This is a genomic window from Streptomyces sp. MCA2 (genome assembly GCF_023544705.1).
In the GTDB taxonomy this organism is placed as follows: domain Bacteria; phylum Actinomycetota; class Actinomycetes; order Streptomycetales; family Streptomycetaceae; genus Streptomyces; species Streptomyces decoyicus.
In genome coordinates this window covers 21,483-42,833 of the sequence record NZ_JAMJFM010000035.1, presented here as the reverse complement: position 1 = coordinate 42,833, position 21,351 = coordinate 21,483, and the positions used below count along the sequence as shown (strand labels likewise).

The window sequence follows — 21,351 nt, the reverse complement described above, 5'->3', positions numbered from 1 at the left end:
CCGCCCGGGGGTTACGGGGCGTTATCGGAATGGACAGCCCAGGTACGCTCCGCGCCGGGTCCGCGTACGCTGTCCTCCCATCCATACGCACTTCCATCGAAGCGAGCTCCCGGCCATGCCCACCTCTTCGGACATGACGACCCACACCGACCCCGCTCTCCTCGACGCGCTGCAACACCAAGTGGCCGTCTTCGCCCGCCGCGCAGAACAGAGCCGGCTCGGCGGCGTCGGGCAGGCGCGCAATTCCATGGACCGCGCCGCCTACCTGCTGCTCAACCGCCTGGACCAGGAAGGCCCGATGGGCGTCAAGGCCCTGGCCGCCGGTATGGGCATCGACTCCTCGACGGTCACCCGGCAGGTCGCCCCGCTGGTCGACTCCGGTCTGGTCAGCCGCGCCACCCACCCGGAGGACGGCCGGGCCGTGGTGCTCCAGCTCTCCGAGCGCGGCCGCGCCCGCCTGGAGGAGGTGCGCACGTCCCGCCGCGCGCTGATGGCCCTGGTGACCGAGCAGTGGTCGGAGGAGGAGCGCACGGCGTTCACCACGCTGCTGACGCGCTTCAACGCCTCCCTCTCCGACATCACCGCGTCGTTGACGCCGGTGGGTCCGACGTCCTGACTGCCGGCCGGTCCGGCATCCCGGCTGTCGGCGAGTCCGCCGTCCCGACTGCCGGCGAGTCCGCCGCCCCGACGCCCGCGCGCCGCAAGAACTGACCCGGCGGACGCGGGACGACCGCAGGCCGACGAACGCGGGACGACCGCAGCCCGGCGGGCTGCCGCACCCGTACGCGCCGTGACCGCACGCCTGCCGCCGCACCCGTCGCACGCCGTCACCGCATGCCTGCCGCCGCGCCTCCGGCCCCCTGCCCACGGGCCGCCGCCCCCGTCACGCCTCTCCCGCACCCCGCGGACTGCCGCCCCCGTCACGCCTCTTGACCACGTGGCCGCGCTGCCGTGCTATTAGGAGCCCAGGGTCGGGTGTCCGTCATCCGGGAGGCGCGGTGCGAGAGCGGCGACCGGCGCAGGAGCGCCGCCACGCCCGGGAGTTCACGCTGTTCGTGGCCGGCGCGGCAGGCCGGCTGCTGCACACCGCCACCCTGCTGACCGGCGAGCCCGCTTCCGGGCCCGCGCCGGCCGCCGAAGAGTTGCTGACCTGCGCGCTCTCGCGGACGTACGCCGTCTGGGACCGGCTGCGCGGCGACGATCCGTACGAGCGCACCCGCCGGGAGATGGCCGCCCACTTCGCGCACACCGCCTGGCGCCACCGCCGGCCGCGCGGCGGACTTCTGGACCGGCTGTCCCCGCAGGAGCGTCTGGTGCTCGTCCTACGGTTGTACGAGGGCGTGGCCGAGGAGCAGACCGCGGCTCAACTCGGCCTGCCCGCCGAGCGGGTGCACGCCCTGTGCCTGCGCGCGGTCGCGGAGATGCGCAGCCACCGCCCCGGGCCGCAGCCCTCCGCGGCACACCGCCCCGCGCCGGCACCGGAATCCGGCCCGGCCCAGGACTCCGCGCCCGGACCGGCGGCCCCATGAGCCTCCCCGACCGCAAGGAGGCCGAGGTGCGGCGGATGCTGGCCGGGCCGCATCCGCTCGTCCCGCCCGATCTCGCCGAACGGGCCACCGCCCGCGGCCGCCGTCTCCTGGCGCACCGCAGGCTGCTGCGCCGCCTCGGCTGGCTGCTGGCGCTGCTCGCCCTGGCGGCGCTGACCTGGGCGGCCGTGCAGCATCCCTGGCTGCTCCCGCCGGCCCACACCACCCCTCCCGTGGAGGGGTGGTGAACGGCAGGGCCGGCGGGACCGGTCCGTCAGCCCAGTGCCTGCGCGAGGTCGGCCAGCAGGTCGTCGACGGACTCGATGCCGACCGAGAGGCGCACGAGGTCGTTGGGGACCTCCAGCAGCGAACCGGCCGTCGAGGCGTGCGTCATCAGCCCCGGGTGCTCGATCAGCGACTCGACGCCGCCCAGCGACTCACCGAGGGTGAACAGCTTGGTCCGGTTGCAGACCTCCACCGCCGCCTGCTCGCCGCCCGCGACCTGGAACGACACCATGCCACCGAAGGACCGCATCTGCTTGGCGGCGATCTCGTGGCCCTGGTGCTCGGCCAGCCCCGGGTAGTAGACGCGGGTCACCTTGTTGTGGGAGGTGAGCAGGTCCGCGATGCGTGCCGCGTTGGCGCTGTGCCGGTCCATGCGGACGGCCAGCGTCTTGATGCCGCGCATCACCAGCCAGGCGTCGAACGGTCCGGCGACCGCCCCCATCGCGTTCTGGTGGTAGGCGAGTTCCTCGCCGAGGGCGTCGTCGTTGACGACAAGGGCGCCGCCGACCACATCCGAATGCCCGCCCATGTACTTGGTCGTGGAGTAGACCACCACGTCCGCACCGAGAGCGAGCGGCTGCTGAAGGTAGGGGCTGGCAAAGGTGTTGTCGACAACGAGCTTGATCCCGGCGTCATGCGCGACACCGGCCAGCGCCGAGATGTCGCTGATGCCGAGCAGCGGGTTGCTGGGCGTCTCCACCCAGATCGCCTTCGTACGGGGCCGCAGCGCGTCGCGTACGGCCTTCGGGTCGGAGGTGTCGGCCACCGACCATTCCACACCCCAGCGCTCGACGACCTTCGAGATGAGACGGAACGTCCCGCCGTAGGCGTCATTGGGGATGACGACGTGGTCGCCGGGGGTCAGCAGGGTGCGCAGCAGGCAGTCCTCGGCGGCGAGGCCGGAGGCGAAGGCGAGGCCGCGGCGGCCGCCGTCGAGCGCCGCGAGGTTCTCCTCCAGGGCGGTACGGGTCGGGTTGGCGCTGCGGCTGTACTCGTAGCCGCCGCGGAGCCCGCCGACCCCATCCTGCTTGTAAGTGGATACCTGATAGATGGGCGGTACCACCGCGCCGGTGGCCTCGTCGGGCTCCTGACCTGCGTGGATGGCAACGGTTTCAAAATGCTGGTGGCGTGGTTCGCGCTGATCGCTCATGCCGTCCGAGGGTAGTCGGCCTCGCGACCGAACTTTTCGGAACTTTCTGGTTGGCTGGATAGTGGATACATACGAGGGACCACACACAGGTTCCCCGCGCACCCCATCCGCCGCCCTCCACCCACCGCGCTCCTCCCGCCACGCCTTCGCCCCGCACCGTTACAGGCAGCCGTTACAGGTACAGGACACCCCACATGGACGCTCTGCTGGTTCTTCTCGCCGCGCTCACGCTCGGCGGCTTCGTCTTCCTGCCCTGGATGCGGCGCCGGCGGGCCGGGCAGCACACCCGGCAGGGCATGGTGGTGGCCTCCGACCCGATGGCCGGCTACGGCTTCGTACCGCTGGAGGAGCTCGACGTACGACTGCCCGGCCCCGACCAGGAACTCGCCGAGGCGCTCGCCGAGATGCGCCGGACGCACGACTGGCGACCGGCCGCCGCGCTGCTGAAGTCCACCGGCGACGACTGGGAGCGCCGCTGGCAGCGGGTGCAGACGCTGGCCGGCGCCGCCGCGTTCGAGCTGGCCGCGGAAGAGGCGACGGAGCAGCAGCGGCGCGGTACGGCGCCGGGGTACGGCGACGGCGGGCGGACCGGCGGGATCTGGCTGCGCACCTGGCGCTCGGAGGCCCCCAAGGACCCCGGCGGCGCCCAGACGCACGCCCAGTTCCTCGTCGTCCAGGCGCTGCGCGACCCGGGCTCGGAGGACTTCCGCATGATCCTCGAGGAGGCCCGTACGGTCTGCCGGGAGGCGGCCCTGCTGGCGCCCGGCAGCCCGATCCCGTACATCACGGAGCTGGCCGTCGCCCGCGGCCTGGGCGACCGCCCCGCCGACTACGAAGAGCTGTGGTCCAAGGTCGCCCAGCGCGCTCCGCAGCACATGGGCGCGCATCTCGCCGCGCTCCCGTACTGGTCGCAGAAGTGGCACGGCTCCCGCCAGGAGGCCGAGGCCTTCGCCGAGCGCTCGGCGGCCGCCGCCCCGGCCAAGACCCTCCTCCCGGCCCTCCCCCTCTTCGCGGTCTACGAGCACCTCCCCGAGGCCAACATGGTCCGCAGCCTCTACCAGAGCGCCGTCGTCGAGCGCGCCATAGAAGGCGCCCACTTCGCCCTCCGCGAGGCCCCCGCCGACCACCCCATGGCCCCGCACGTCCGCCATCTCCTGGTCTGGTTCCTGGTCCGCGCCGAGCGCTACCCGGAGGCCATGGAGCAACTCCGCCAGGTCGACGGCCATGTCGGCGCCGTCCCCTGGTCGTACGGCCGCAGCCCCGCCGCCGAGTACGCCGCCTACCGCGCCCTGGCCATCGCGGGCTGGGAACAGCTCGGCGGCGGCAACTCGGCGGGCTTTCCGCCGCCGGGACAGTAACCGCCCTGGCCGGAAATCTTGGCTCACTCGCCCGGGGGCGGCTTCGGCTTCCTCCGGTGGCGGCTTCGGTTGCGGCTCGGGCCGGAATACCCCCCACCCCGCCAGCGTTGAGCGCACTAGGACACTGCTGCCACGTCGGCGCCACATCGCTCGCCCCAGCCCCAGGAGCCTGATCCGGATGCTCTTCTCCCGCTTCAAGACCCACCTCCCCACGCCGGACGAAGCCCTCGAAGGCCGCCCCGAGCGGCCCTTCGCCGTCCCCGACCGGCACACCGTCCTCGGCAACCCGCTGCTGGGCCCGTACCCGGACGGCCTGGAGATCGCCGACTTCGGCCTGGGCTGCTTCTGGGGCGCCGAGCGGAAGTTCTGGCAGGCCAAGGGCGTCTGGACCACCCTCGTCGGCTACCAGGGCGGCCACACCCCGCACCCCACCTACGAAGAGGTGTGCAGCGGGCACACCGGCCACACCGAGGCCGTCCGCGTCGTCTACGACCCCGCCGTGATCCCGTACACGGCCCTGCTGAAGCTCTTCTGGGAGTCGCACGACCCGACCCAGGGCTTCCGCCAGGGCAACGACGCCGGCACCCAGTACCGCTCCGCCATCTACACCCACTCCCCCGCCCAGCAACAGGCCGCCGAAGCCTCCCGCGACGCCTACCGCACCGTCCTCCAGAACTCCGGCTACGCCGACATCACCACCGAAATCCTCCCCGCCGACGGCACTCGCCCCTTCTACCCGGCAGAGGGCTACCACCAGCAGTATCTTTCAAGCAGCAAAAACCCGAACGGGTACTGCGGCATCGGCGGGACGGGCGTGAGCTGCCCGGTGGGCGTGGCTCCGGCCGGGGACTGACTGGCTCTCGTCACCCCAGGTAGGGGCGCTCCCGATGCTCCAGAAAGTGCTGGATACGGAGCTGCTGCGTGTGGTGCATCGGGAGATCCCCGATGTCGTCGGGGTAGATGAACCGCAGCTCCGTCGACTCGTCCGAGATGGCAAGCTGCCCGCCGACGACGCGTGCCGTGAAGCACACGTTGAACTGCCGGCGTACCTCCCCGTCCGTATAGGCGATCACGTGACGGGGATCGGTGTACGTCCCCACCAGCCCCGTGATCTCCACATCCAGCCCGGTCTCCTCCTTGACCTCCCGGACTGCGGTGCCGGGGAGGGAGTCGGTCATCTCCATGCCACCGCCGGGCAGGGCCCAGAGGTCGTTGTCCCGGCGCCGCTGGAGCAAGATGCGGCCCTCGGCGTCGGTCACCACTGCTGAAGCGGCAACGACGAGGCTGTTGGGCTCGGGGGCATCAGGATCGTCGTAGTACTCGGTACGCGACAGGGTTCACTCCTCGGGTACAGGCTTCGCCGCCGTCCAGACCGCGTCGAAGCTTTGGGCGTAGGTGTCGAAGATTCCACCATCCCGGTTGCGACGAAGGTGCCATACCGGTGCCCCATAGGCGTTCACGCCCCAGACATGGGCATTAGCCAGCAGTTGATCGTCCGCCCGGTAGATGGAGTTGTACAGCGTGGTTCCGTGGGTCCTGATCTCGACTCCGGGTACCCCAAGGAGCGGCCGGTAGTGCATGAGGGCGAGCTGGCAACGCGATTCGATGCCGTGCCCGAACCGTTCCTCCTCGCCGCGCTGCCGCACGTTCTCGCTCTCCGCATCACCCAACGCGATGCGTACGGAGCACCCTTCGGCGGCGCGCTCACGAAGCAGATCGTTCAGGCGTGGAAACCCTTCGTGTAGGAAGACCGCCGCGTAGACGAGTACGTCGATGTTCTCGCGGGCCTCCGCCAGCATGTCCGTGAACGTGGATACGGGAACGTCCGCCCGCTGGTCGTACAACGCGACCAGCTCGGAGCTTACGGCGCGGGCAGAGCGTGCTTGCCTGAGCGCCGGCCAAAGTGCATGCACGTCTTCTCCTAACGTCTCAGCCGCCAGCAGGGCCGTCGCCCGTCGCGGGATCCGGCCCAAGTTGACCCATCGCTCAACGGACTTGGGGTCCACCTGAGCCCTCGCTGCGAGAGTGGCATGGGTCCACCCTCCGGCTGCCATAGCGGCTCGAAGTCTCTCGTTCGGCATCCGCAGTCTCTCCCTGGAAGTTGGGACGTTGCTAGGGACGTTCTACCTCCTCCGGGACGTCCCAAAATGGGTTTTGGGTGAGGTTCCTACGTCCTGGGCATCGCCGTGATCCTCCTTGCATGAGCGACAAGAAAGCCCCTGCGGTGGGCACTTTGACGCTGGACACCAGGAGCGGCCGAGTCGGCCGGGTCATGGACTTTGAGGGGCCGCACGTACAACTGCGGCCGCCCCAAGGCGGGATCGAATGGGACGCACGACCGGAGGATCTGCGTCCGCTCGGTTCCTGTGACGACCTGAGCTCGCGCGTGGCAGAACGCAACGCTCACAGCAGGAGCGGGCTGTGACCAGGTCAGTCTTTCGCTATCTCAGATGGACGATGGGGCCGGAAACCGCTCCGGAGGCTCCCGAGATGGTGCACGAGTTGGAGTGCATGTCCTGCGACGCCGCAGCAGAGCCCTCGGAAGAATTCGAGACGGCACGTGACTGGGCCTTCTCGCATACCGGTCAGCACCCCTCGCACCGCGGGTACCGCGAGACCGTCACACGGTTCTGGCGCATGACGCCAACGGACGGTGAGTGCCTGTGAGACAGCGATTATTCAGCGCTCTAATCGTGGCCTTCTGGGCGGCGATAGTCGTGCCGCTTGTCGTCATCAGCACCCCTGACAACGGCTGACCCAAGACATGTGAGACCGGACCACCCCTCGCCTGGACAGCATCCGGGGTGGTCCGGTCCGGAGCCCTCGCGGACCCCAGTGCCGATGGTACTGGGGCCGCTGTCATGCCTGTTGACCGGCGGGTGGACATCCCCAGGTAATCAACTACTGCTCCTGGGAGTGACGTTCTGTGCAGCACGATCCGATGGACCCGAACTTCGACGAAGAGGCTCTGGAACCGGACGGCTGGATGTGGGTACGCGGCGTGGACTACGTGGCCGGCTGGCGGAGCGCGGTGGACGCTGCGACGGAGCTGAAGGGCGCGATGGATGAGGCGGGCATCGACACGACCGAGGTCATGTCGACGGCATCGACAACAACTGACGGCTCGGGAGTACTCCGGCTGTCGCTTCCTGTGGAGGCCGCGCTAGCACTGGCCAACGCAGCACGAGAAGAAGCGCTCAGGTGGCGAAAGGCTGGCGCTTAGCGCGAGTTACTACGACGTTGCGCCGCCTTGACGTTCGCTGCTATGTAGGCCTGGTGATGGCCTACAGGGCTTCTGCGGTGGTCACACCACGCGTCATCTCCGTCGGTCGGCAACGCGGTTTCGTACCTCCAGGCCCCGTAGTTAGCCGTGGTTGACCGGCCAACCTGGCACGCATCTGGCACGTGCCGCCCACCGCCTTAGGAGACAGGCTGGGAGGTCATGCCGGTGATCAGGGGCTCCCTACCTGGTGAGGCGCCTCAAACTCGACCGAGGACCCCCTTGTTGACCGTGACCGACCGCTGCATCTTGCACGGTCGTGGCACGAACCTCAGCCGACGAAAGTCAGCCACGGCGGCGGATGCGTCGGCCGACCAGGCGCGCGTGTGTCTCGCTACACCCCCACCGGCCTCAGCCAGGCTATCGGGGCCTGTCATCGCTGACAGCAAGTTGCACGGGCCGGCCCGTGACGACGGCGTGAGGCTTCATCGTGGGGAAGCTGCGATCGTCACGGTTGGCCAGGGCGCTGACCTGGGCGAACGAAGAAGGAAGGTGCTTTTGTAGGGCGAGGCTGACATCACGCGTGACTCCCCGCTGTTGCCTGCCCAATCTGGTGCGTTCAAGCGTGGGGCTGACTGGCCGCAGCTAACAAGTCAGCGGTCATCACTTCCAGTTATTCTCATAAGTATCTTCCTGGACTCTTCATCCCCCTTTTCGGCTCCCTTCAGGAACCAATCTTTTGCCGACTGCCAGTCGTGCTGACGCAGGCACAGCCTGCCGAGTCTCGACGCCGCCTCGAAGTCCTCATGAACAAAGGCTTGCTGGTACAGCTCTTTCGCCTTCTCTATGTCGCGACGCTGTTCGAAGATCATGCCCAGATGTAGATAGGCGTGAGCATCTCCCGCTTCTGCGGCAATCCTGTAATAAGGTGTCGCCCTCTTCGATTCACCACGTCTCTCGTAAATATATCCTAGACGGATTCCGGCATTCGTGTCTCCCAAGTCCACCGCTTTCTGTAGCCAGAGGATAGCCAGATTAGTTCTACCCAGATCCTCTTGCACACGCCCCATCTCCTTGAAAGCGGCTGCGCTCCCTTCGCGGATGAGACTGCGAAGAATGCTGATCGCTTTGGAGAAACGCCCTGTTACTCGATATAGGTGCGCCAAACCGCGGGGAGCCTTGGAATCACCCTTCTTTATTGCGGCACAGTAAAGCTCTTCTGCTTCCTCCGTACGCTCACCATCCGACAGCAAATTAGCCAGATTCATCATTGCCTTTACATCGCCCAGGTCAACCGCCTTGCGATAATAAAATTCCGCCTCCTCAAAGTTGCCAACTCTCTGGAGATAGAAGGCGAGGTTGAAGTAACCGGTTGAGTCCTCTGGGTGCTCATTCATGTAGCGCCTGGTAACCGACGCCGCTTCCTCGTAGTCCTTCATCTCCGAATAGCACCGGGCCATGCTAATCAGCGCCGCGTGATCGCCTCCCTTGAGAGCTGTTTCGAATTGAGAGATAGCTTCCCTGTACTTTTCCCTTTCCAGATTCACTAGACCAAGACCCGTCGCCACCTTGTGCGGAAACCTCTCTCGCATTTCCAAGTAGATGGGCTCAGCTAGATCGATATCTCCTCTGGCCACATAAATATCGGCTCGCAAAACGCGAGCATCGATAATCCCCTTCTCCTCCGCGACGGAGCACCATGCATCAGCTTCGTCAAGCCTTTGCTGCTTGAGGAGGAGTGTGGCAAGTCCCAGGGCGGCCTTTTCGTCGCCCTTTTGGGCAGCTTCGCCGAAATATCTTTCCGCCCCTTGGTAGTCGCGCTTCCTCGCATGAACGTACCCTAGATTTGCGAGAGCGCGAATGTTTCCATTCTCCGCAGACTTTGTATACCAGTTCACGGCCTGGTCGTAGTTGCCGGCTGTCAAAAATACGTAACCAAGCCGGAAAGCGTCCTGCCCCTGCGGGTCCGCCCCTTCCGCAAGTCGATACGCTCTCTCTGCAAGGTCTGTTCGGCCTGCTTTTGCGGCGTACTCGCCCACAGTGCGGAAATCAAATTCTAGTTTCCCGGTGAGGACTTCATCCCACACGACGTCAGGAATCTCGGTGACAGTCTCCGAATTTGCAATCTTATCCACCAGATAGTCAAACGCTTTATAAGTGCCCGCTTCGTAAGGGACGAGTAGGCTAGTGGTCGCATGAAGAGGGGAAGTGGCCCACGAGATGGCTTCTTCGAACTTCTCCGGACGGAGACGCATTCCTCCCTTTTCTTGCAAGTAGTGCTCGTGAGCAGAGATCAAGACTCCGATTCCAACAGGCTTGTTGATCCCTGCACGCTTGAAGTCAATTGCAGCAGAAACCAACGCCGCTGCGCGCGGGTGACCTCCCGGGGACCACGCATTACGCCATTCATCATAAAGCTGAGGGCCTGCAGCCAGATATTCTGCTACCCCATATTCGTCTGCGTGGTCTACTGCATTTTTGAGTCGGGGATCGGAACTGATGTCAGCCTGACTGATTTCCCGCTGCGACCATCGACGATCAAGAAAGAACTTTTCAGCTCTGCTCATGATCTGACGTGCATTCCGAACCAAAAGGCGCTCGGTATCGAATGCGGACCGTTCTTCACGAAGAGACAACTCGTTGAATCGCTCAGCTCGTAGGGTTGCGAGAACGATCCCATTTCTGTTCTGAATCTCGTCAATTACGCGGACGGAAATCGCCGGTGGAGCAAGAAAAACGTCCAGGTCATCGAGCCATAGAAGCACCCTAGAGTCATGCTGTACCAACTCATGAGCAATTCCGGCCTCATTACCGTCGAAAGGCATTAGGACCCGGTAGTCACCCAGAAGGCGTTGGGCTGCTTCGAATGCCGTCCTGGACTTCCCTGCCGTGGAATCTCCGATTAGCAAGATGAAGCGCCCCGGCTTGAGAGCCTCTAGGAATTCCGTGTCTATGTCGCGGTTTACGTACTCGACATGCCTTATCTGGTGCCGCGCTGGTGCAGGATGAACACCCCACCTGACGGGGTCAGACACCTCCTCGACGAGCGGCCAAAAACTTAAACTGGAAAGACGAGCATGGGTGATCGCGGCTGCGATACTCTCTCCGCCTCCAGCGCCAACGTAGACCTGTACGCCATGCTCCTGCTGAAAGGACGTCGCATGGTCATGAGCGTGGATTGATTTTCCTAGTCCACTACTCAACCCTCGGTTTACGGATTCACTTGTCATTGGCATCTGATTGACCGTAGTAGTTCTGCGTTCCAGAACCCTGCTGAAATGCGACGGCGTGATCTCGCGCTACGATACTTTGATGCACAGTTCGACTTTGCGCGTTCGGGGTTTCGATCTCAGCTAGGAGATCACGCAATTCGCCAGCCATTTCAGGATTGGCTAGAAGCGCTTGCCGGAACCGGGCTCTCCACACTTCAGTAACTACAGTACTGTTGGGATCACCATCAACTACGGCGCTACGTGCTTCTTCTAGATCGGCGTCGATCGCGCTTGCATGCTCCTCATTGCCACGGCCTAGAAGGCGGGCGAACCTTTCCTTAGCGGCTAGCCACGCGTCTGTAACCATGCATGAAACAAGCACCTGCGCAGCAGGTGCTGCCAACTGAAGGACCTCAAGCTCACTCATACGCCCCCCTTGTAGCCTCTATCGTTCCTGGTCTACCAGTTGTTGCCTACTCGCACCACCAGTTCTGGCTATCTGCCGAGTCACGAGCTCCCCGAGGTGGAGTGGGTGGGCTGTGGTGGCTTGCCAGATTTGCTCGGCGTGGACTTCGGGTCAGAGGGCGCCGGGGGCTCCCGTCCGCGACGTACCCCTTCTCTGGCATGGGCGGTTGACTGCTGGGTGCGCGGCACGGACGCCGGCCGGGCTGAAGCGGGGCGGAGACAGGAGCGCAGGTCCGGCCGGGGGCCGGGCCGTGCGCGGGGAGCGGAGCGAGCCGCCTTGAGTAAGTGAAGACAGTTTTCGACAGTTGGCCGGTGCGTGGGCTCAGACGGCGTGGAGTGTACGAGGGCTGTTGGCGGTGATGCGGTAGGCGAGTTGGGTGCGGTCGGCGCCGGCGCGGAGTTCTTCGAGGATCAGCGGGCGTTGGTCGGTGCCGCGGGTGATGCGGGTGGCGTGGACGATCGGGGTCGCGTCGGGGATTTGCAGTGCGGCGCGTTCGTCGGGCAGGGGCATGCGGGCGCTGACGGTCTCGTCCCAGGTGAGTTTGTGGCCGGCTGCGGTGAGGATGGCGTAGATCTGCTCCGGTTCGGTGTCCGGGGCTTCGCCGAGCTGTTCGGCCTCGTTGGCCGCGGTGGCGAACGGGATGAGCACGCGGTGCAGTGCGCGGGTCTCGGTGTGGGGGTCGGCCAGGAGCCGGTCGACGGCGAACAGGGCTTCGCCTTCGGGGAGTCCGAGGAGTGGGCCGGTGGTTGCTGTGGTCGTGGTGCGGTAGACGGTCGGCGCCTCGACTTCATGCCATGCCCGGTGGCCGGTGTGGAAGGTCTTGCCGCTGCGGGTGATGGTCCGCTCGATGGTGACCGCGGGGGCGGGGACGGCTCGGACGTAGCTGCCTTTGCCGTGGATGACCTCGATGAGTCCTTCCGCGCGGAGTGCGGCGATGGCCTTGCGCACGGTGGGGCGGCTGACCTGGTAGCGGTCGATGAGCTGGGATTCGGAGGGGAGTGGGGCTCCGGGCTTGTACTCGCCTGCGGTGATGCCGCTGCGGATCTCGGCGGCAACCTGCTGGTACAGCGCGCCGGGACGCTGGATCTCTCCCATGCCGGGCTCTCCTCATCACCTGTGTGTGCGGTCCTGACGTGAGATGACGTCACTCGTAAGCATAAGTGCTTGCCTTCTTCGGTCAACCCATGCCACTCTCAACTCGTAAGCACGAGTGACGTCATGTGATGTCTTGGCGTCTGAGTGGCCAAGGAGGCCCCACCCATGCAGTCCATCCCTGTGGACACCTCCCGGCTGGGCGTACTGCGGTGCGCGGTCGGGCCTGAACCGAAGATCGCGGATTTCGAAACCAAGGAGGTCAAGAAGGACCGGGACGGCAACACCATCTACTCCGTCGCCGTGACGGTCCGCCAAGAGGGGCGCCGGGTCTCGGTGATCGAGATCGCTGTCACCGGAGAGCCCAAAGGCGTCGTCGAGGGCGCGGAAGTACGCGTGACCGGCCTCGATGCCTTCGCCTGGGCCATGGGCGACCGGCACGGAATCAGCTTCCGCGCCGCAGCCATCACCCCCGTACCCACCGCCGGCGCACCGGCCGCAGCGTCCAACGGGAAGGCGGGTGGTGCGTGATGAGGCCGACTCTGCTCGCGTTCGCCCTCGCGTTACTGGCGTGGCTCCTGGTGGTCAGCAGGGAGTTGCGGCAGCGTCGGCCGGAGTGGCACTGGTACCTCACGGGCTACCCCCGCACTGCTCTGCGCGTGGTGTTCACCTGGTCCAAGGTGGCCTACCTCAACGGCCTCACCGTCTCCCGCAAGCCCACGCGTCGGGTTCTGGGGGATCTGGCGGTCAAGGGTGATCCGCTTCGTCCCCGTGCCCCGCGGATCTCGTTTCCCCGCTCCACCCCGAACGGTCTGGAGCTCCTGGTGCGCTTACGTGCCGGGCAGACCCCGGCCCCGTTCCTGGCAGCGTCCGATGCCCTTGCGCACGCCTGGCGGATGCACGCTGTACGCGTCGTCTCGCCGGAACGCGGCGTCGTACTGATCACGGCCACGGCCAGCGATCCGCTGGAGCATCCCGGCCGCCCTGCTGGGCCGGAGCCTGCGGCGCTTCTGTCGGCGGTGGTCGGTGCGCTGGAGAGCGGTCTTGCGTGGGTGATGGACTTCCGGCGGGTGCCGCACTGGCTCATCGTCGGGGCAACCCAGTCCGGCAAGTCGACGCTTATCGCACGGCTGATCACCCAACTCGCCCCGCAACCGGTCGCCCTGGTCGGCATCGACTGCAAGGGCGGCATGGAACTCGGCCTGGTCGCCCAGCGGCTCTCCGCCCTGGCCACCTGCCGTGCGGAAGCCGTCATCGTCCTGGGCGCGCTGGTCACCGACATGCAGGACCGCATGCGGCTGTGCCGTGCGGCGGGCGCCCGGTCGATCTGGGACCTGACGGAGAAGGAACGGCCAGTGCCGGTGGTCGTGATCGTCGATGAGCTGGCAGAGCTCTACCTGACCAACGGCGGCAAAGAACAGCGGGCAGAGGCCGAGCAGTGCTCGACCTACCTCCTGCGGCTGGCGCAGCTCGGCGCGGCCCTCGGCGTCCACCTGGTCGTGGCCGGCCAACGCGTCGGCTCCGATCTCGGGCCTGGAGTCACAGCCCTGCGTGCCCAGCTGAGCGGACGGATCTGCCATCGCGTCAACGATCCCGGTACGGCGGAGATGGCGCTCGGTGACCTCAACAAGGTCGCCGTGGCGGTCACCCAGTCGATCGGGGAGGCAGAACAGGGCGTCGCGGTGACCGTCGGCGATATGGGTGCCTGGATGCGCAGCCGCTCCCGGCTCACCACGTCCGCCGAAGTGCAAGAGGCGGCAGAGCAGTTCGCGGACCTGACTCCGTACGTGCCGTGCCTGGCGAGCGCGGTGGAAGGCGGTGCGGGCGCATGAGCGAATCGGCAGCTCTTCCGCTGTTGCTGGTCTTCGGGCTGGCCACGGTGCTTCTCGTCCGCTCCCGCGAGGTGCGGTGGTGGGAGGCCGTGTTGATCGCCCTGTTCGGCATGTACCTCGGCCAGACGCCGTTCATCTTCGCTGCGAACGGCCTTGTGCACTGGTTCCTGACCGGCGTCAGCCACACCTAGAGACCAGGGAGGAACCCGAACGATGCCCATGCGCCGAGTGCGCTGCCCCGTCTGCAAGGGCGAGCGCTCCGCCAAGACCCGCACAGGCCACAGGCGGCGCTGCCGCTGCTGCCGAGGCACCGGCACCATCCGCTGAACCACACACCACCCCACAGGGAGTGATCGCCATGGACTCATCCGACCAAACCCCATCCATCCGCGCCGCCACGGCGGCCCACCCCGGAAGGTCCCCACCATCCCCACCGAGAACCCCTCGGCTGACAGACGCGCCGTGCTCGACCGCTCGGCGCGTCTGCGTCAGCTCTCCGAAGTTGACCAAGACCTGATCCGCCTCGTTCAAGAGCCCCGATTCGGCCGCTGGTTGGAACAACTAACAGCTACCGGTGGCTGTGCCCACCCGATCCACTTCACCGGCTCCACGACCACCCGCGATGCTGCAACCGGCGAGGTCCTGCACCGCTACGACACCCGCGACGAACCTGGCGAACGGCTCCTGATCCGCTGCCGCAACCGGCGCCAAACTGTCTGCGCTCCCTGCTCCCGCCTCCATGCCGGCGACACCTTCCATCTCGTGCGAGCCGGACTCGTCGGCGGCAAGACCGTCACCGCTGATGTGCGCGCCCGGCCCCGACTGTTCATCACGCTCACGGCGCCCGGCTTCGGCCCCGTCCATCACGCCACCACGGACCGTCGACGATGCCGGCCGCGCCGGGACGCGGGCCGGTGTGAGCACGGCCGGTCCCTCGGCTGTCCGGCCGTCCACGACCTGGCTGACCCGCCCAACGGGCAACCGCTGTGCCCCGACTGCTACGACTACCCAGCGCACGTCCTATGGCACGCGAACGCCGGACGGCTGTGGAAGGCATTCACCGACAACCTCTACAACCACCTCGCCGCCCGCACCGGCCGCACCCGTACCAGTCTGCGCCGCAGCCTTCGCATCTCCTACGCCAAAGTCGCCGAGTACCAGAAGCGTGCAGCCGTCCACGTCCACGCGGTGGTACGCCTCGACGGCGCACACGGAACGGACGATCCTCCCCCGGCCTGGGCGACGGCGGACGTGCTCTCGTCCGTGGTACGCACCGCTGCGGCGGCCGTACGCCTACGCACCCCGTATAGCTCGGCTGTGGGGGAACACGAGCTGCGTTGGGGCACCCAACTCGACGCCCGGCCGCTCCGCGCCTTCGGCGACCGCGAGGGCCTGGCCGACGACGCGGTTGCTGCCTACGTAGCCAAGTACGTGACCAAGGGCGCCACGGACACATCCGCCGGCCTCGATTACCGGATCGCGAGCCCAGACGACATCGCAGCAGCCCCCGTGTCAGCACACGTACGCACCCTCATACGGGCCTGCTGGCACCTGGGCGGCCTTCCCGAACTCGAACCGCTCCGGCTGCGCGCTTGGGCTCACACGCTCGGCTACCGAGGCCACATCCTCACCAAGTCTCGCGCGTACTCCACCACGTACACCGCACTGCGGGCAGAGAGAGCCGACCACGAACGTGGCGGAACTCAACTCGACGACACCGACGCGATCACGGCTGCCCACTGGCGCTACGTCGGCTCCGGTCACACACCCGGCGCCGCGCTACTCGCCGCAGGAATCGCCGAAGACCTCTCCCGAAACCGAGAAATAGCAAGGGAAGAAGCAGAGCACGAATTGCACGAGCGACGGGGAGGAGTGACGTGCCCTGCCTAAGCGCTCGCGAGTGGGGAAAAAGGCAAGCGGCCAATGCTCCCGCGTGGAGTGAGGAACGCTGGCGTCGCATTTCCAGAATCCTCGGAGTTGATCTCTTGGAGGAAGAACGAAGAGGCCATCGATCGAGAGGGAACCACGACCCAGAAAGAACACCGTGAACAGACAAAGAGGGGCGCAACTTTCGCGCCCCTCTTCGCCGTATCTACCCTAGCTTTCAGTCCACTTGGGGACAAGAAGATCAGGGTTGAACGGACGCCTTCCTCCTCCGCCGACTGGAAGAACGATCACGGCATGCAGGGCTTCCCGGATGAGAGCACGCTTCTGGGCCATGTCCAGCTTTCCCGAGTACCACTGCTCCCGGATGTTCTCCGTGACCACTGAAGCGCGCTGAACCTGCAAGGCATGCTGAGTGCGCTCCTTGCGGAGTTCCTTGATACGAGATTCCATCTTGTGGTTCTCAGGAAAGAAGAGCTCGTCCGAGACCTGGTCCTCCTGCCACGCCTGCAACATCTTCCGCTGCTTGGCCATCAGGCGATCGAGCTCTTCCTGCCTGGTCCACTCAGAGCTCACTTGGCTCTTGGCAGCAGTGCGTTCCTCCAGCTTCGCCAGGACCGCTTCCGTAACGTACTCGTCGACCTTGGCGCCGTTCCGTGCACTGCCACCGCAGCCCCCCATGGACCTGCTCTGGCACTGGTAGACATATCCGCCTGACAGGTCCGGCCTGGTGCTCACCCGCAAAGGAGCGTTACAGATCTGCCCGTCACCCTTCGGCTTCCCGCACCGAAGAATTCCGGTCAAGAGATGCGAAGGAGTGCGGTAGTCCGTGACCGTACCGTCCGCCTTGATGTTGGGACCAGTCCGCGCGGAAAAGATGGCATCGATAGCCATCCATTCTTTCGGGGTGATAACCGCTTCCCATTTACCCATGACGGGGACACCATCAGCGTCTCGCACCAACTCCCCATTGTGCTTACGCCAGCCACACAGACGAGGGTTCCACAGTGCGAGCTTGAGCGACCGGCTCTGCCATTCGTTGCCGTGGACAGTCCGTACCCCTTGCTCTCGCCACGCGGCAAGAATGGAGTGGAGGGACTTTCGGGCGATCACATCTCGTGCGGCCTGTGCGAGGTGCTGTGCCTCTTCAGGCTCAAGCGTCAGCTTGTCGTCCTGCCATCCGAAGGGCCGTTTCCCACCAACCGGGATCCCCTCCTCCGCACGCCGCCGGTGCGAGCGACGCGTACGCCGCTTGATCTTGCGGACCTCTGCCTTCGCGATGACCACACCGAAGAGCCCCATGGACTCGACGTCTTCGTTGTAGAGGTCCTTGAGCCCCTTGGCGTCCGCGTACACCCGCCCGTCCTCGTAGGTCAGGGCGTCCACGAAACGCTCATAGTCACCGACACGCCTCACCAGCCGATCGTCCGCCACGACGATCGCGCCGCGCACCGGTTGTCCGTCCGGAAGGTGCCCAACCTTGAGCGTCCTCAGCATGGCCTCGAAGTCGGGCCGCACAAGGCCGGCCTTGGCTGCGGAAAGGTCGTTGTCCGTGTAGTAGTGAACGATCTTCAGTCCCAGCGTTGCCGCCGTCGCGTCATTCACCTTGTGCTGGTCGTCGACGCCGTGGCCATCCCTGGCCAGGTCTGCGGAGATCCGCGCGTAGGCCACCACCGGCACTAACTGAGCGTCGTTGGTCATGCCACCCCCTGTCGTCCGTGAAATACTGCATGAAGAGAGTACGTACCACCAGCAGTACCTCGACAAGAACCCGACGGGGTACTGCGGCATCGGCGGGACGGGCGTGAGCTGCCCGGTCGGGGTGGCTCCGGCTGGGGACTGACTCGGTCTCGTCAGCCCAGGTAGGGGCGCTCTCGACGGGGATCGCGCCGGCGCCGGAAGTCACGGAGCAGTAGAACGCTCCCGCCGAGCCGGTCCAGGCGCCGGTAGCCACACTGCCTCCGCCTCACTCGTTCGAGCGGAGGCAGAGCACTTGTGCCGGATAGGCTGGCGCACGGGATCAGAATCACGCCCATGGGAGCAGCCATGACCACCTCCGCCGCTGGGCAGCCACTCATTCCCCAGCCCCCTGCCACGGTTGCCGCACTGCGGCAGGCCATCAGTCAGATCGCGCCCGCGGCGCTGCCGGCCTTCACACGGGAGCTGGACCAAGCGGCCGACCAGTCCCGGCAGGGCTCCGACCTGGCACCGCTCCAGCGGTTCATCGCCCAGTGGGCCGCCTATGTCCACATCCAGCGTCGGCCCGACGCGGCAGCGGACCTCCGTCGGTGGGAGAACGCTGCCGCATCGGGCGACGCGGCTCAGGCACGGCAGGCCGCCTCCGAGATCGGCCGGATCCTGGACGAAGCCCACTCCGCCATCGGCCTACCGGCCCGGTGAGCGCTGACTGGCGCTGGGAGTACGACCCCGACCACGACCATGTGGCGGGCGGCATCCCCGGTCACGTGGTGGCGGAAGTGGAACGTCTGGCCGGCCAGCTCGTAGACCTTGCAAGTACAGGCATCGACGTCAGCGATTTCGGCAACGGTCCCCGACCGGGAGGTCTGCGCCGCATGGACGCCGCCGGCGGCTGGTTCTACTTCCTCGCGGCACCGCGCGCCCAGCTGATCGCCATCGTCCGCATCATGCCACCGTTCGACGCGCTGTAGCCGTCACGGCTGAAGCAGCTTGCGCGCGGCGCCTGGCGCCTGGCGCCTGGGGTTACTTGGCACGCGAGACCCGTAGGGACGGGCGTGAGCTGCACGGTGGGCGTGACACCGGCTTCCGACGGACGACTGACGACTGACGTAGAGGGCGCCGAGGGATGACTGACAGCTGATGCGCACGGCCGTTTACCGAGTGCTCGGCCCCGCCGGGGGCATCGCCATCGACCTCACGGCAGGGTCGGCGTCGGTGGCAGCTCCCCCGCGCAGCGCCGACCGGATCAGCAACCGGATCTGGCTGGACGCCACGCCTGTCCTGGAACATCCCCCCACCGACCACTCAGGGCTGCGCCTCACCCCGGATGAAGCCTGCTGGCTGCGGCACGGATTGAGCCTTGCAGCAGAGGCGATCGAGGCAGCGCAGCCCCGAGGCCGGCACACGCTGGTCACCGTGCACCGCGTGTTGTTCCCCGAAACCGAGTTCCAGGCGGAGGGGCTGGCCGGAGCCATCATCGACTGGTCACGGAGAGAGTTCAGCATCCCCGAAGTCGCCGTCGGCATCTCGTTCGACCGTGCCGCCAACCGCTTCGCCTTCAACTGGCAGTCGCATCAGCCCGGCCCAGGAGAAGACGTGCACAGGAAGCACCCCGCCCGGGATCTGCGTGGCCGCCTTCTGCCGGACGAACGAGTTGCGGAGTAGCCCGACTGCCCCGCCGCCGGGAGTGGGCTACACGGAGCTTTCAGACCCTGCCGGACGGCGTCACGCCACGCGTTGCGTCGGCCACCGACTCTCAGCCGTCCTGAGATCCATTTCGGCCAAGAGACGCACCCCAAGCATGCCCCGGCCCGCAGATCGCCACGATTCAAGGCATGGCGAATTCGGGGGCAAGAAGCAGCAACCTTGGCGGCTTGGGGCAGTGGTGGGGAGCCCTGGCCGGCGCCCTACTGATCGCGGCCTGGGTCAACAAGGCAGCAGGGCCAGCAGTGGTGATCGCACTATCAGCCGTCGTCCTGCTCTGGTGCGCATTCCAGGCACCAGTGACATGCGGTGCTCCGGTGAGAGGGCGCGAGGACGGCTGCCGCAACAACGCATCAGGGCTCCTCCTGGGCTGCCACATCCGGCAACACCGCTGGCAGAAGCTCAAGATGCTGGTCGTCCGCCGCCAAATCCGGGCCTTCTGCTCAGGACTGTTCTCGGACGGAAAGGCCACCATCGTCACCCTCGCGGGAATCGGCAGCTTCGTCTCCGGGCTGGTCGCCCTCGTTCCCGGCGTGGTCATCCACTGACCACCACGAAAGAGCGCTCGACAGAATCAACAGCGAACCACCCTACTTTCAGGGCGGTTTCGTGGTGCCGAAACTCGAATCCGGTGCCCCGTGCAGCAGTCGGTAGTGCATGAGGGCTGGGGCGGCGGCGGGATGCCTGCGTGGCTTCTGGAGCCGTTAGCTTGATCCGTATGGCTGGCCAGATCATTACTCTCATCGGCGTCCTGGTGGGCGCTCTCACGTCCTTCTTCGCCACCAGCATGGCCGAACGTGCCAAGTTCCGGCGGACGTTGGCCACACGGTGGGACGAGCGGAAGCTGGACACCTATATCGAGTACACGTCGTGCATCAAGGAAGAGGTGCGGACGGCGAGGCGAGCCGTTGAGGCCGGTGAGCGAGGCGAGAGCCCGGCGGAGGCGCTTGCTGAGATGGATGCGGCAGAGGCGAGGCGGTCCCTCCTCTTCGAGGGGCTCGTCCTGCTGAGCAACGATGCGGCTATCGAGGCGGCCAACACGGTCAACCAGCGCACCTGGGACCTGTTGAAGTGTGCGCGCGGGCCTGTGCAGGAAGCTGTCGACCAGCGGCCGGAGTTGAGCATGCTCGTCATCGAGGCGCTGAACGCCTTGCACATCGCGGCGCGTTCCGATCTCTTCATAGACGGCTCGCAGTTGGTGCGGCGGCGGTGAACACTTGCCGCGGTCGTAGCGCCCGGCGTGCTGCGCGGCTGCGGCACCTCCGCGTACGCCTTGATCGGCTGAACACCGTCGGCGGTGGGAGCGGTTGCGCGGAATTCGGCGGAATGCAGTGGATTTCAGGGGGAGATTTTCATGGGGCAGGACATTCAGTTCGTGCGGGTGACGGCGGGGGAGCTGGAGCGGGCGGAGCAGGAGCCGGACTGGGCGGACGAGTTGGTCGTCGAGCGCAGTGAGGAAGGCGAGGAGGACGACGACCTCGTGGGGTTTCTGGGCAGGGACTGGGCCGGGCTTCAGTACCTCTTCGATGCCGCGGAGGTTCCGGTGATGATCCTGGACGGCGGATCCACTATCGACGAGCAGGGGATCTACACCGGCTGGGACGTCGAGTCCGTCGAGCACGTGGCGGGGGTGCTGCGGAAGGTGGACTGGGAGGACCTGGCCGGGCACTACGACCCGCAACAGATGCTGGAGGAGGACGTCTATCCCGGGCATGGCTATTGGGACCGGGACGGGAACGGTCTCGGCTATCTGGAGGGTGCCTTCGTCACCCTGCGGCACTTCTTCACCACTGCCGCGGCCGCGGGCTCCGCGGCGATCCGGGAATTCAATTTCTGACCGGGCGGACCGGTCCGACCGGCCGGCCGTCGCACTTTTTCCGATGTGAGGCAGGCGTCACATCGGAAGCTCACTGCGTGTCAGGGA

23 protein-coding genes and 1 pseudogene are annotated in these 21,351 nt (G+C 66.3%); 17 read left to right on the top strand and 7 right to left on the bottom strand.

Annotated elements, in window-relative coordinates:
* Positions 1-115: 115 nt before the first annotated feature.
* The 3 genes from M8I34_RS26175 (at position 116) to M8I34_RS26165 (ending at position 1,774) form a co-directional block, all read left to right on the top strand.
* Positions 116-616 (top strand): MarR family winged helix-turn-helix transcriptional regulator, encoded by a 501-nt coding sequence (locus M8I34_RS26175; protein WP_030088166.1) that lies wholly within the window; start codon positions 116-118, stop codon positions 614-616.
* A 382-nt stretch (positions 617-998) separates the two neighbouring features.
* A complete protein-coding gene (locus tag M8I34_RS26170; protein WP_250053190.1) occupies positions 999-1,529 on the top strand; it encodes a sigma factor-like helix-turn-helix DNA-binding protein in 531 nt (176 codons plus the stop codon).
* Positions 1,526-1,774 carry a hypothetical protein gene (locus tag M8I34_RS26165; RefSeq protein ID WP_250053188.1) on the top strand — a complete coding sequence of 83 codons (249 nt, stop codon included), beginning with the start codon at positions 1,526-1,528 and terminating at the stop codon, positions 1,772-1,774. Before M8I34_RS26170 ends, M8I34_RS26165 begins: the two co-directional genes overlap by 4 nt.
* A gap of 26 nt (positions 1,775-1,800) precedes the next feature.
* Here the strand turns inward: M8I34_RS26165 and M8I34_RS26160 are convergent, their stop codons facing one another.
* Positions 1,801-2,961 (bottom strand): cystathionine gamma-synthase, encoded by a 1,161-nt coding sequence (locus M8I34_RS26160; RefSeq protein ID WP_030981367.1) that lies wholly within the window; start codon positions 2,959-2,961, stop codon positions 1,801-1,803.
* Between the two features lie 194 nt (positions 2,962-3,155).
* Here M8I34_RS26160 and M8I34_RS26155 point away from each other — a divergent pair, with 194 nt between their 5' ends.
* Both M8I34_RS26155 and msrA read left to right on the top strand, forming a co-directional pair.
* Positions 3,156-4,319, top strand: a complete 1,164-nt coding sequence (locus tag M8I34_RS26155; protein WP_244418958.1) for a hypothetical protein — start codon at positions 3,156-3,158, stop codon at positions 4,317-4,319.
* Between the two features lie 178 nt (positions 4,320-4,497).
* Positions 4,498-5,172: a peptide-methionine (S)-S-oxide reductase MsrA gene (msrA, locus tag M8I34_RS26150; protein WP_250053186.1), complete on the top strand. Its 675-nt coding sequence runs from the start codon at positions 4,498-4,500 to the stop codon at positions 5,170-5,172.
* 10 nt (positions 5,173-5,182) lie between these two features.
* Here msrA and M8I34_RS26145 read toward each other — a convergent pair whose 3' ends face one another.
* Positions 5,183-5,653: an NUDIX domain-containing protein gene (locus M8I34_RS26145; RefSeq protein WP_250053286.1), complete on the bottom strand. Its 471-nt coding sequence runs from the start codon at positions 5,651-5,653 to the stop codon at positions 5,183-5,185.
* A gap of 3 nt (positions 5,654-5,656) precedes the next feature.
* Complete coding sequence (locus tag M8I34_RS26140) at positions 5,657-6,400, bottom strand: helix-turn-helix domain-containing protein (RefSeq protein ID WP_250053184.1); 744 nt, start codon at positions 6,398-6,400, stop codon at positions 5,657-5,659.
* Between the two features lie 860 nt (positions 6,401-7,260).
* Between M8I34_RS26140 and M8I34_RS26130 the strand changes: the two genes are divergently transcribed.
* On the top strand, positions 7,261-7,542 hold the full coding sequence (locus M8I34_RS26130; protein WP_250053173.1) for a hypothetical protein: 282 nt from the start codon (positions 7,261-7,263) through the stop codon (positions 7,540-7,542).
* Between the two features lie 650 nt (positions 7,543-8,192).
* Here M8I34_RS26130 and M8I34_RS26125 read toward each other — a convergent pair.
* From M8I34_RS26125 to M8I34_RS26115, 3 genes are all read right to left on the bottom strand, one after another.
* On the bottom strand, positions 8,193-10,574 hold the full coding sequence (locus tag M8I34_RS26125; RefSeq protein ID WP_250053171.1) for a tetratricopeptide repeat protein: 2,382 nt from the start codon (positions 10,572-10,574) through the stop codon (positions 8,193-8,195).
* Positions 10,575-10,758: 184 nt separating this feature from the next.
* Entirely contained in the window at positions 10,759-11,178 is a 420-nt protein-coding gene (locus M8I34_RS26120; protein ID WP_250053168.1) for a hypothetical protein, read from the bottom strand.
* A gap of 360 nt (positions 11,179-11,538) precedes the next feature.
* The gene (locus tag M8I34_RS26115) at positions 11,539-12,312 is read right to left on the bottom strand and encodes a GntR family transcriptional regulator (RefSeq protein WP_250053166.1); all 774 of its coding nucleotides are present in this window, start codon (positions 12,310-12,312) and stop codon (positions 11,539-11,541) included.
* Between the two features lie 165 nt (positions 12,313-12,477).
* On the opposite strand from M8I34_RS26115, the gene M8I34_RS26110 reads away from it, so the two are divergent.
* The 4 genes from M8I34_RS26110 (at position 12,478) to M8I34_RS26095 (ending at position 16,031) form a co-directional block, all read left to right on the top strand.
* Positions 12,478-12,840, top strand: a complete 363-nt coding sequence (locus M8I34_RS26110) for a hypothetical protein (protein ID WP_250053164.1) — start codon at positions 12,478-12,480, stop codon at positions 12,838-12,840.
* A complete protein-coding gene (locus M8I34_RS26105; protein WP_250053162.1) occupies positions 12,840-14,141 on the top strand; it encodes an FtsK/SpoIIIE domain-containing protein in 1,302 nt (433 codons plus the stop codon). Before M8I34_RS26110 ends, M8I34_RS26105 begins: the two co-directional genes overlap by 1 nt.
* Positions 14,138-14,332 (top strand): hypothetical protein, encoded by a 195-nt coding sequence (locus tag M8I34_RS26100; RefSeq protein WP_250053160.1) that lies wholly within the window; start codon positions 14,138-14,140, stop codon positions 14,330-14,332. The genes M8I34_RS26105 and M8I34_RS26100 overlap by 4 nt, the downstream gene beginning before the upstream one ends.
* 271 nt (positions 14,333-14,603) lie before the next feature.
* A complete protein-coding gene (locus M8I34_RS26095; protein ID WP_250053158.1) occupies positions 14,604-16,031 on the top strand; it encodes a replication initiator in 1,428 nt (475 codons plus the stop codon).
* Between the two features lie 207 nt (positions 16,032-16,238).
* Here the strand turns inward: M8I34_RS26095 and M8I34_RS26090 are convergent, their stop codons facing one another.
* Positions 16,239-17,726, bottom strand: a complete 1,488-nt coding sequence (locus M8I34_RS26090; protein ID WP_250053156.1) for a recombinase family protein — start codon at positions 17,724-17,726, stop codon at positions 16,239-16,241.
* A 43-nt stretch (positions 17,727-17,769) separates the two neighbouring features.
* Here M8I34_RS26090 and M8I34_RS26085 point away from each other — a divergent pair.
* The 7 genes and pseudogenes from M8I34_RS26085 to M8I34_RS26055 form a co-directional block, all read left to right on the top strand.
* Positions 17,770-17,868: pseudogene (locus M8I34_RS26085) on the top strand (peptide-methionine (S)-S-oxide reductase); the annotation flags it as partial.
* A gap of 203 nt (positions 17,869-18,071) precedes the next feature.
* Entirely contained in the window at positions 18,072-18,425 is a 354-nt protein-coding gene (locus M8I34_RS26080) for a DUF6247 family protein (RefSeq protein WP_244420237.1), read from the top strand.
* On the top strand, positions 18,422-18,694 hold the full coding sequence (locus tag M8I34_RS26075; RefSeq protein WP_250053154.1) for a hypothetical protein: 273 nt from the start codon (positions 18,422-18,424) through the stop codon (positions 18,692-18,694). The genes M8I34_RS26080 and M8I34_RS26075 overlap by 4 nt, the downstream gene beginning before the upstream one ends.
* Positions 18,695-18,863: 169 nt before the next feature.
* A complete protein-coding gene (locus tag M8I34_RS26070; protein ID WP_250053152.1) occupies positions 18,864-19,388 on the top strand; it encodes a hypothetical protein in 525 nt (174 codons plus the stop codon).
* Between the two features lie 356 nt (positions 19,389-19,744).
* Positions 19,745-19,975 carry a hypothetical protein gene (locus M8I34_RS26065; protein WP_250053150.1) on the top strand — a complete coding sequence of 77 codons (231 nt, stop codon included), beginning with the start codon at positions 19,745-19,747 and terminating at the stop codon, positions 19,973-19,975.
* Between the two features lie 170 nt (positions 19,976-20,145).
* Positions 20,146-20,640: a hypothetical protein gene (locus tag M8I34_RS26060; protein WP_244418963.1), complete on the top strand. Its 495-nt coding sequence runs from the start codon at positions 20,146-20,148 to the stop codon at positions 20,638-20,640.
* 141 nt (positions 20,641-20,781) lie between these two features.
* A complete protein-coding gene (locus M8I34_RS26055; protein ID WP_250053140.1) occupies positions 20,782-21,264 on the top strand; it encodes a DUF1877 family protein in 483 nt (160 codons plus the stop codon).
* The last annotated feature ends 87 nt before the right edge of the window (positions 21,265-21,351 follow it).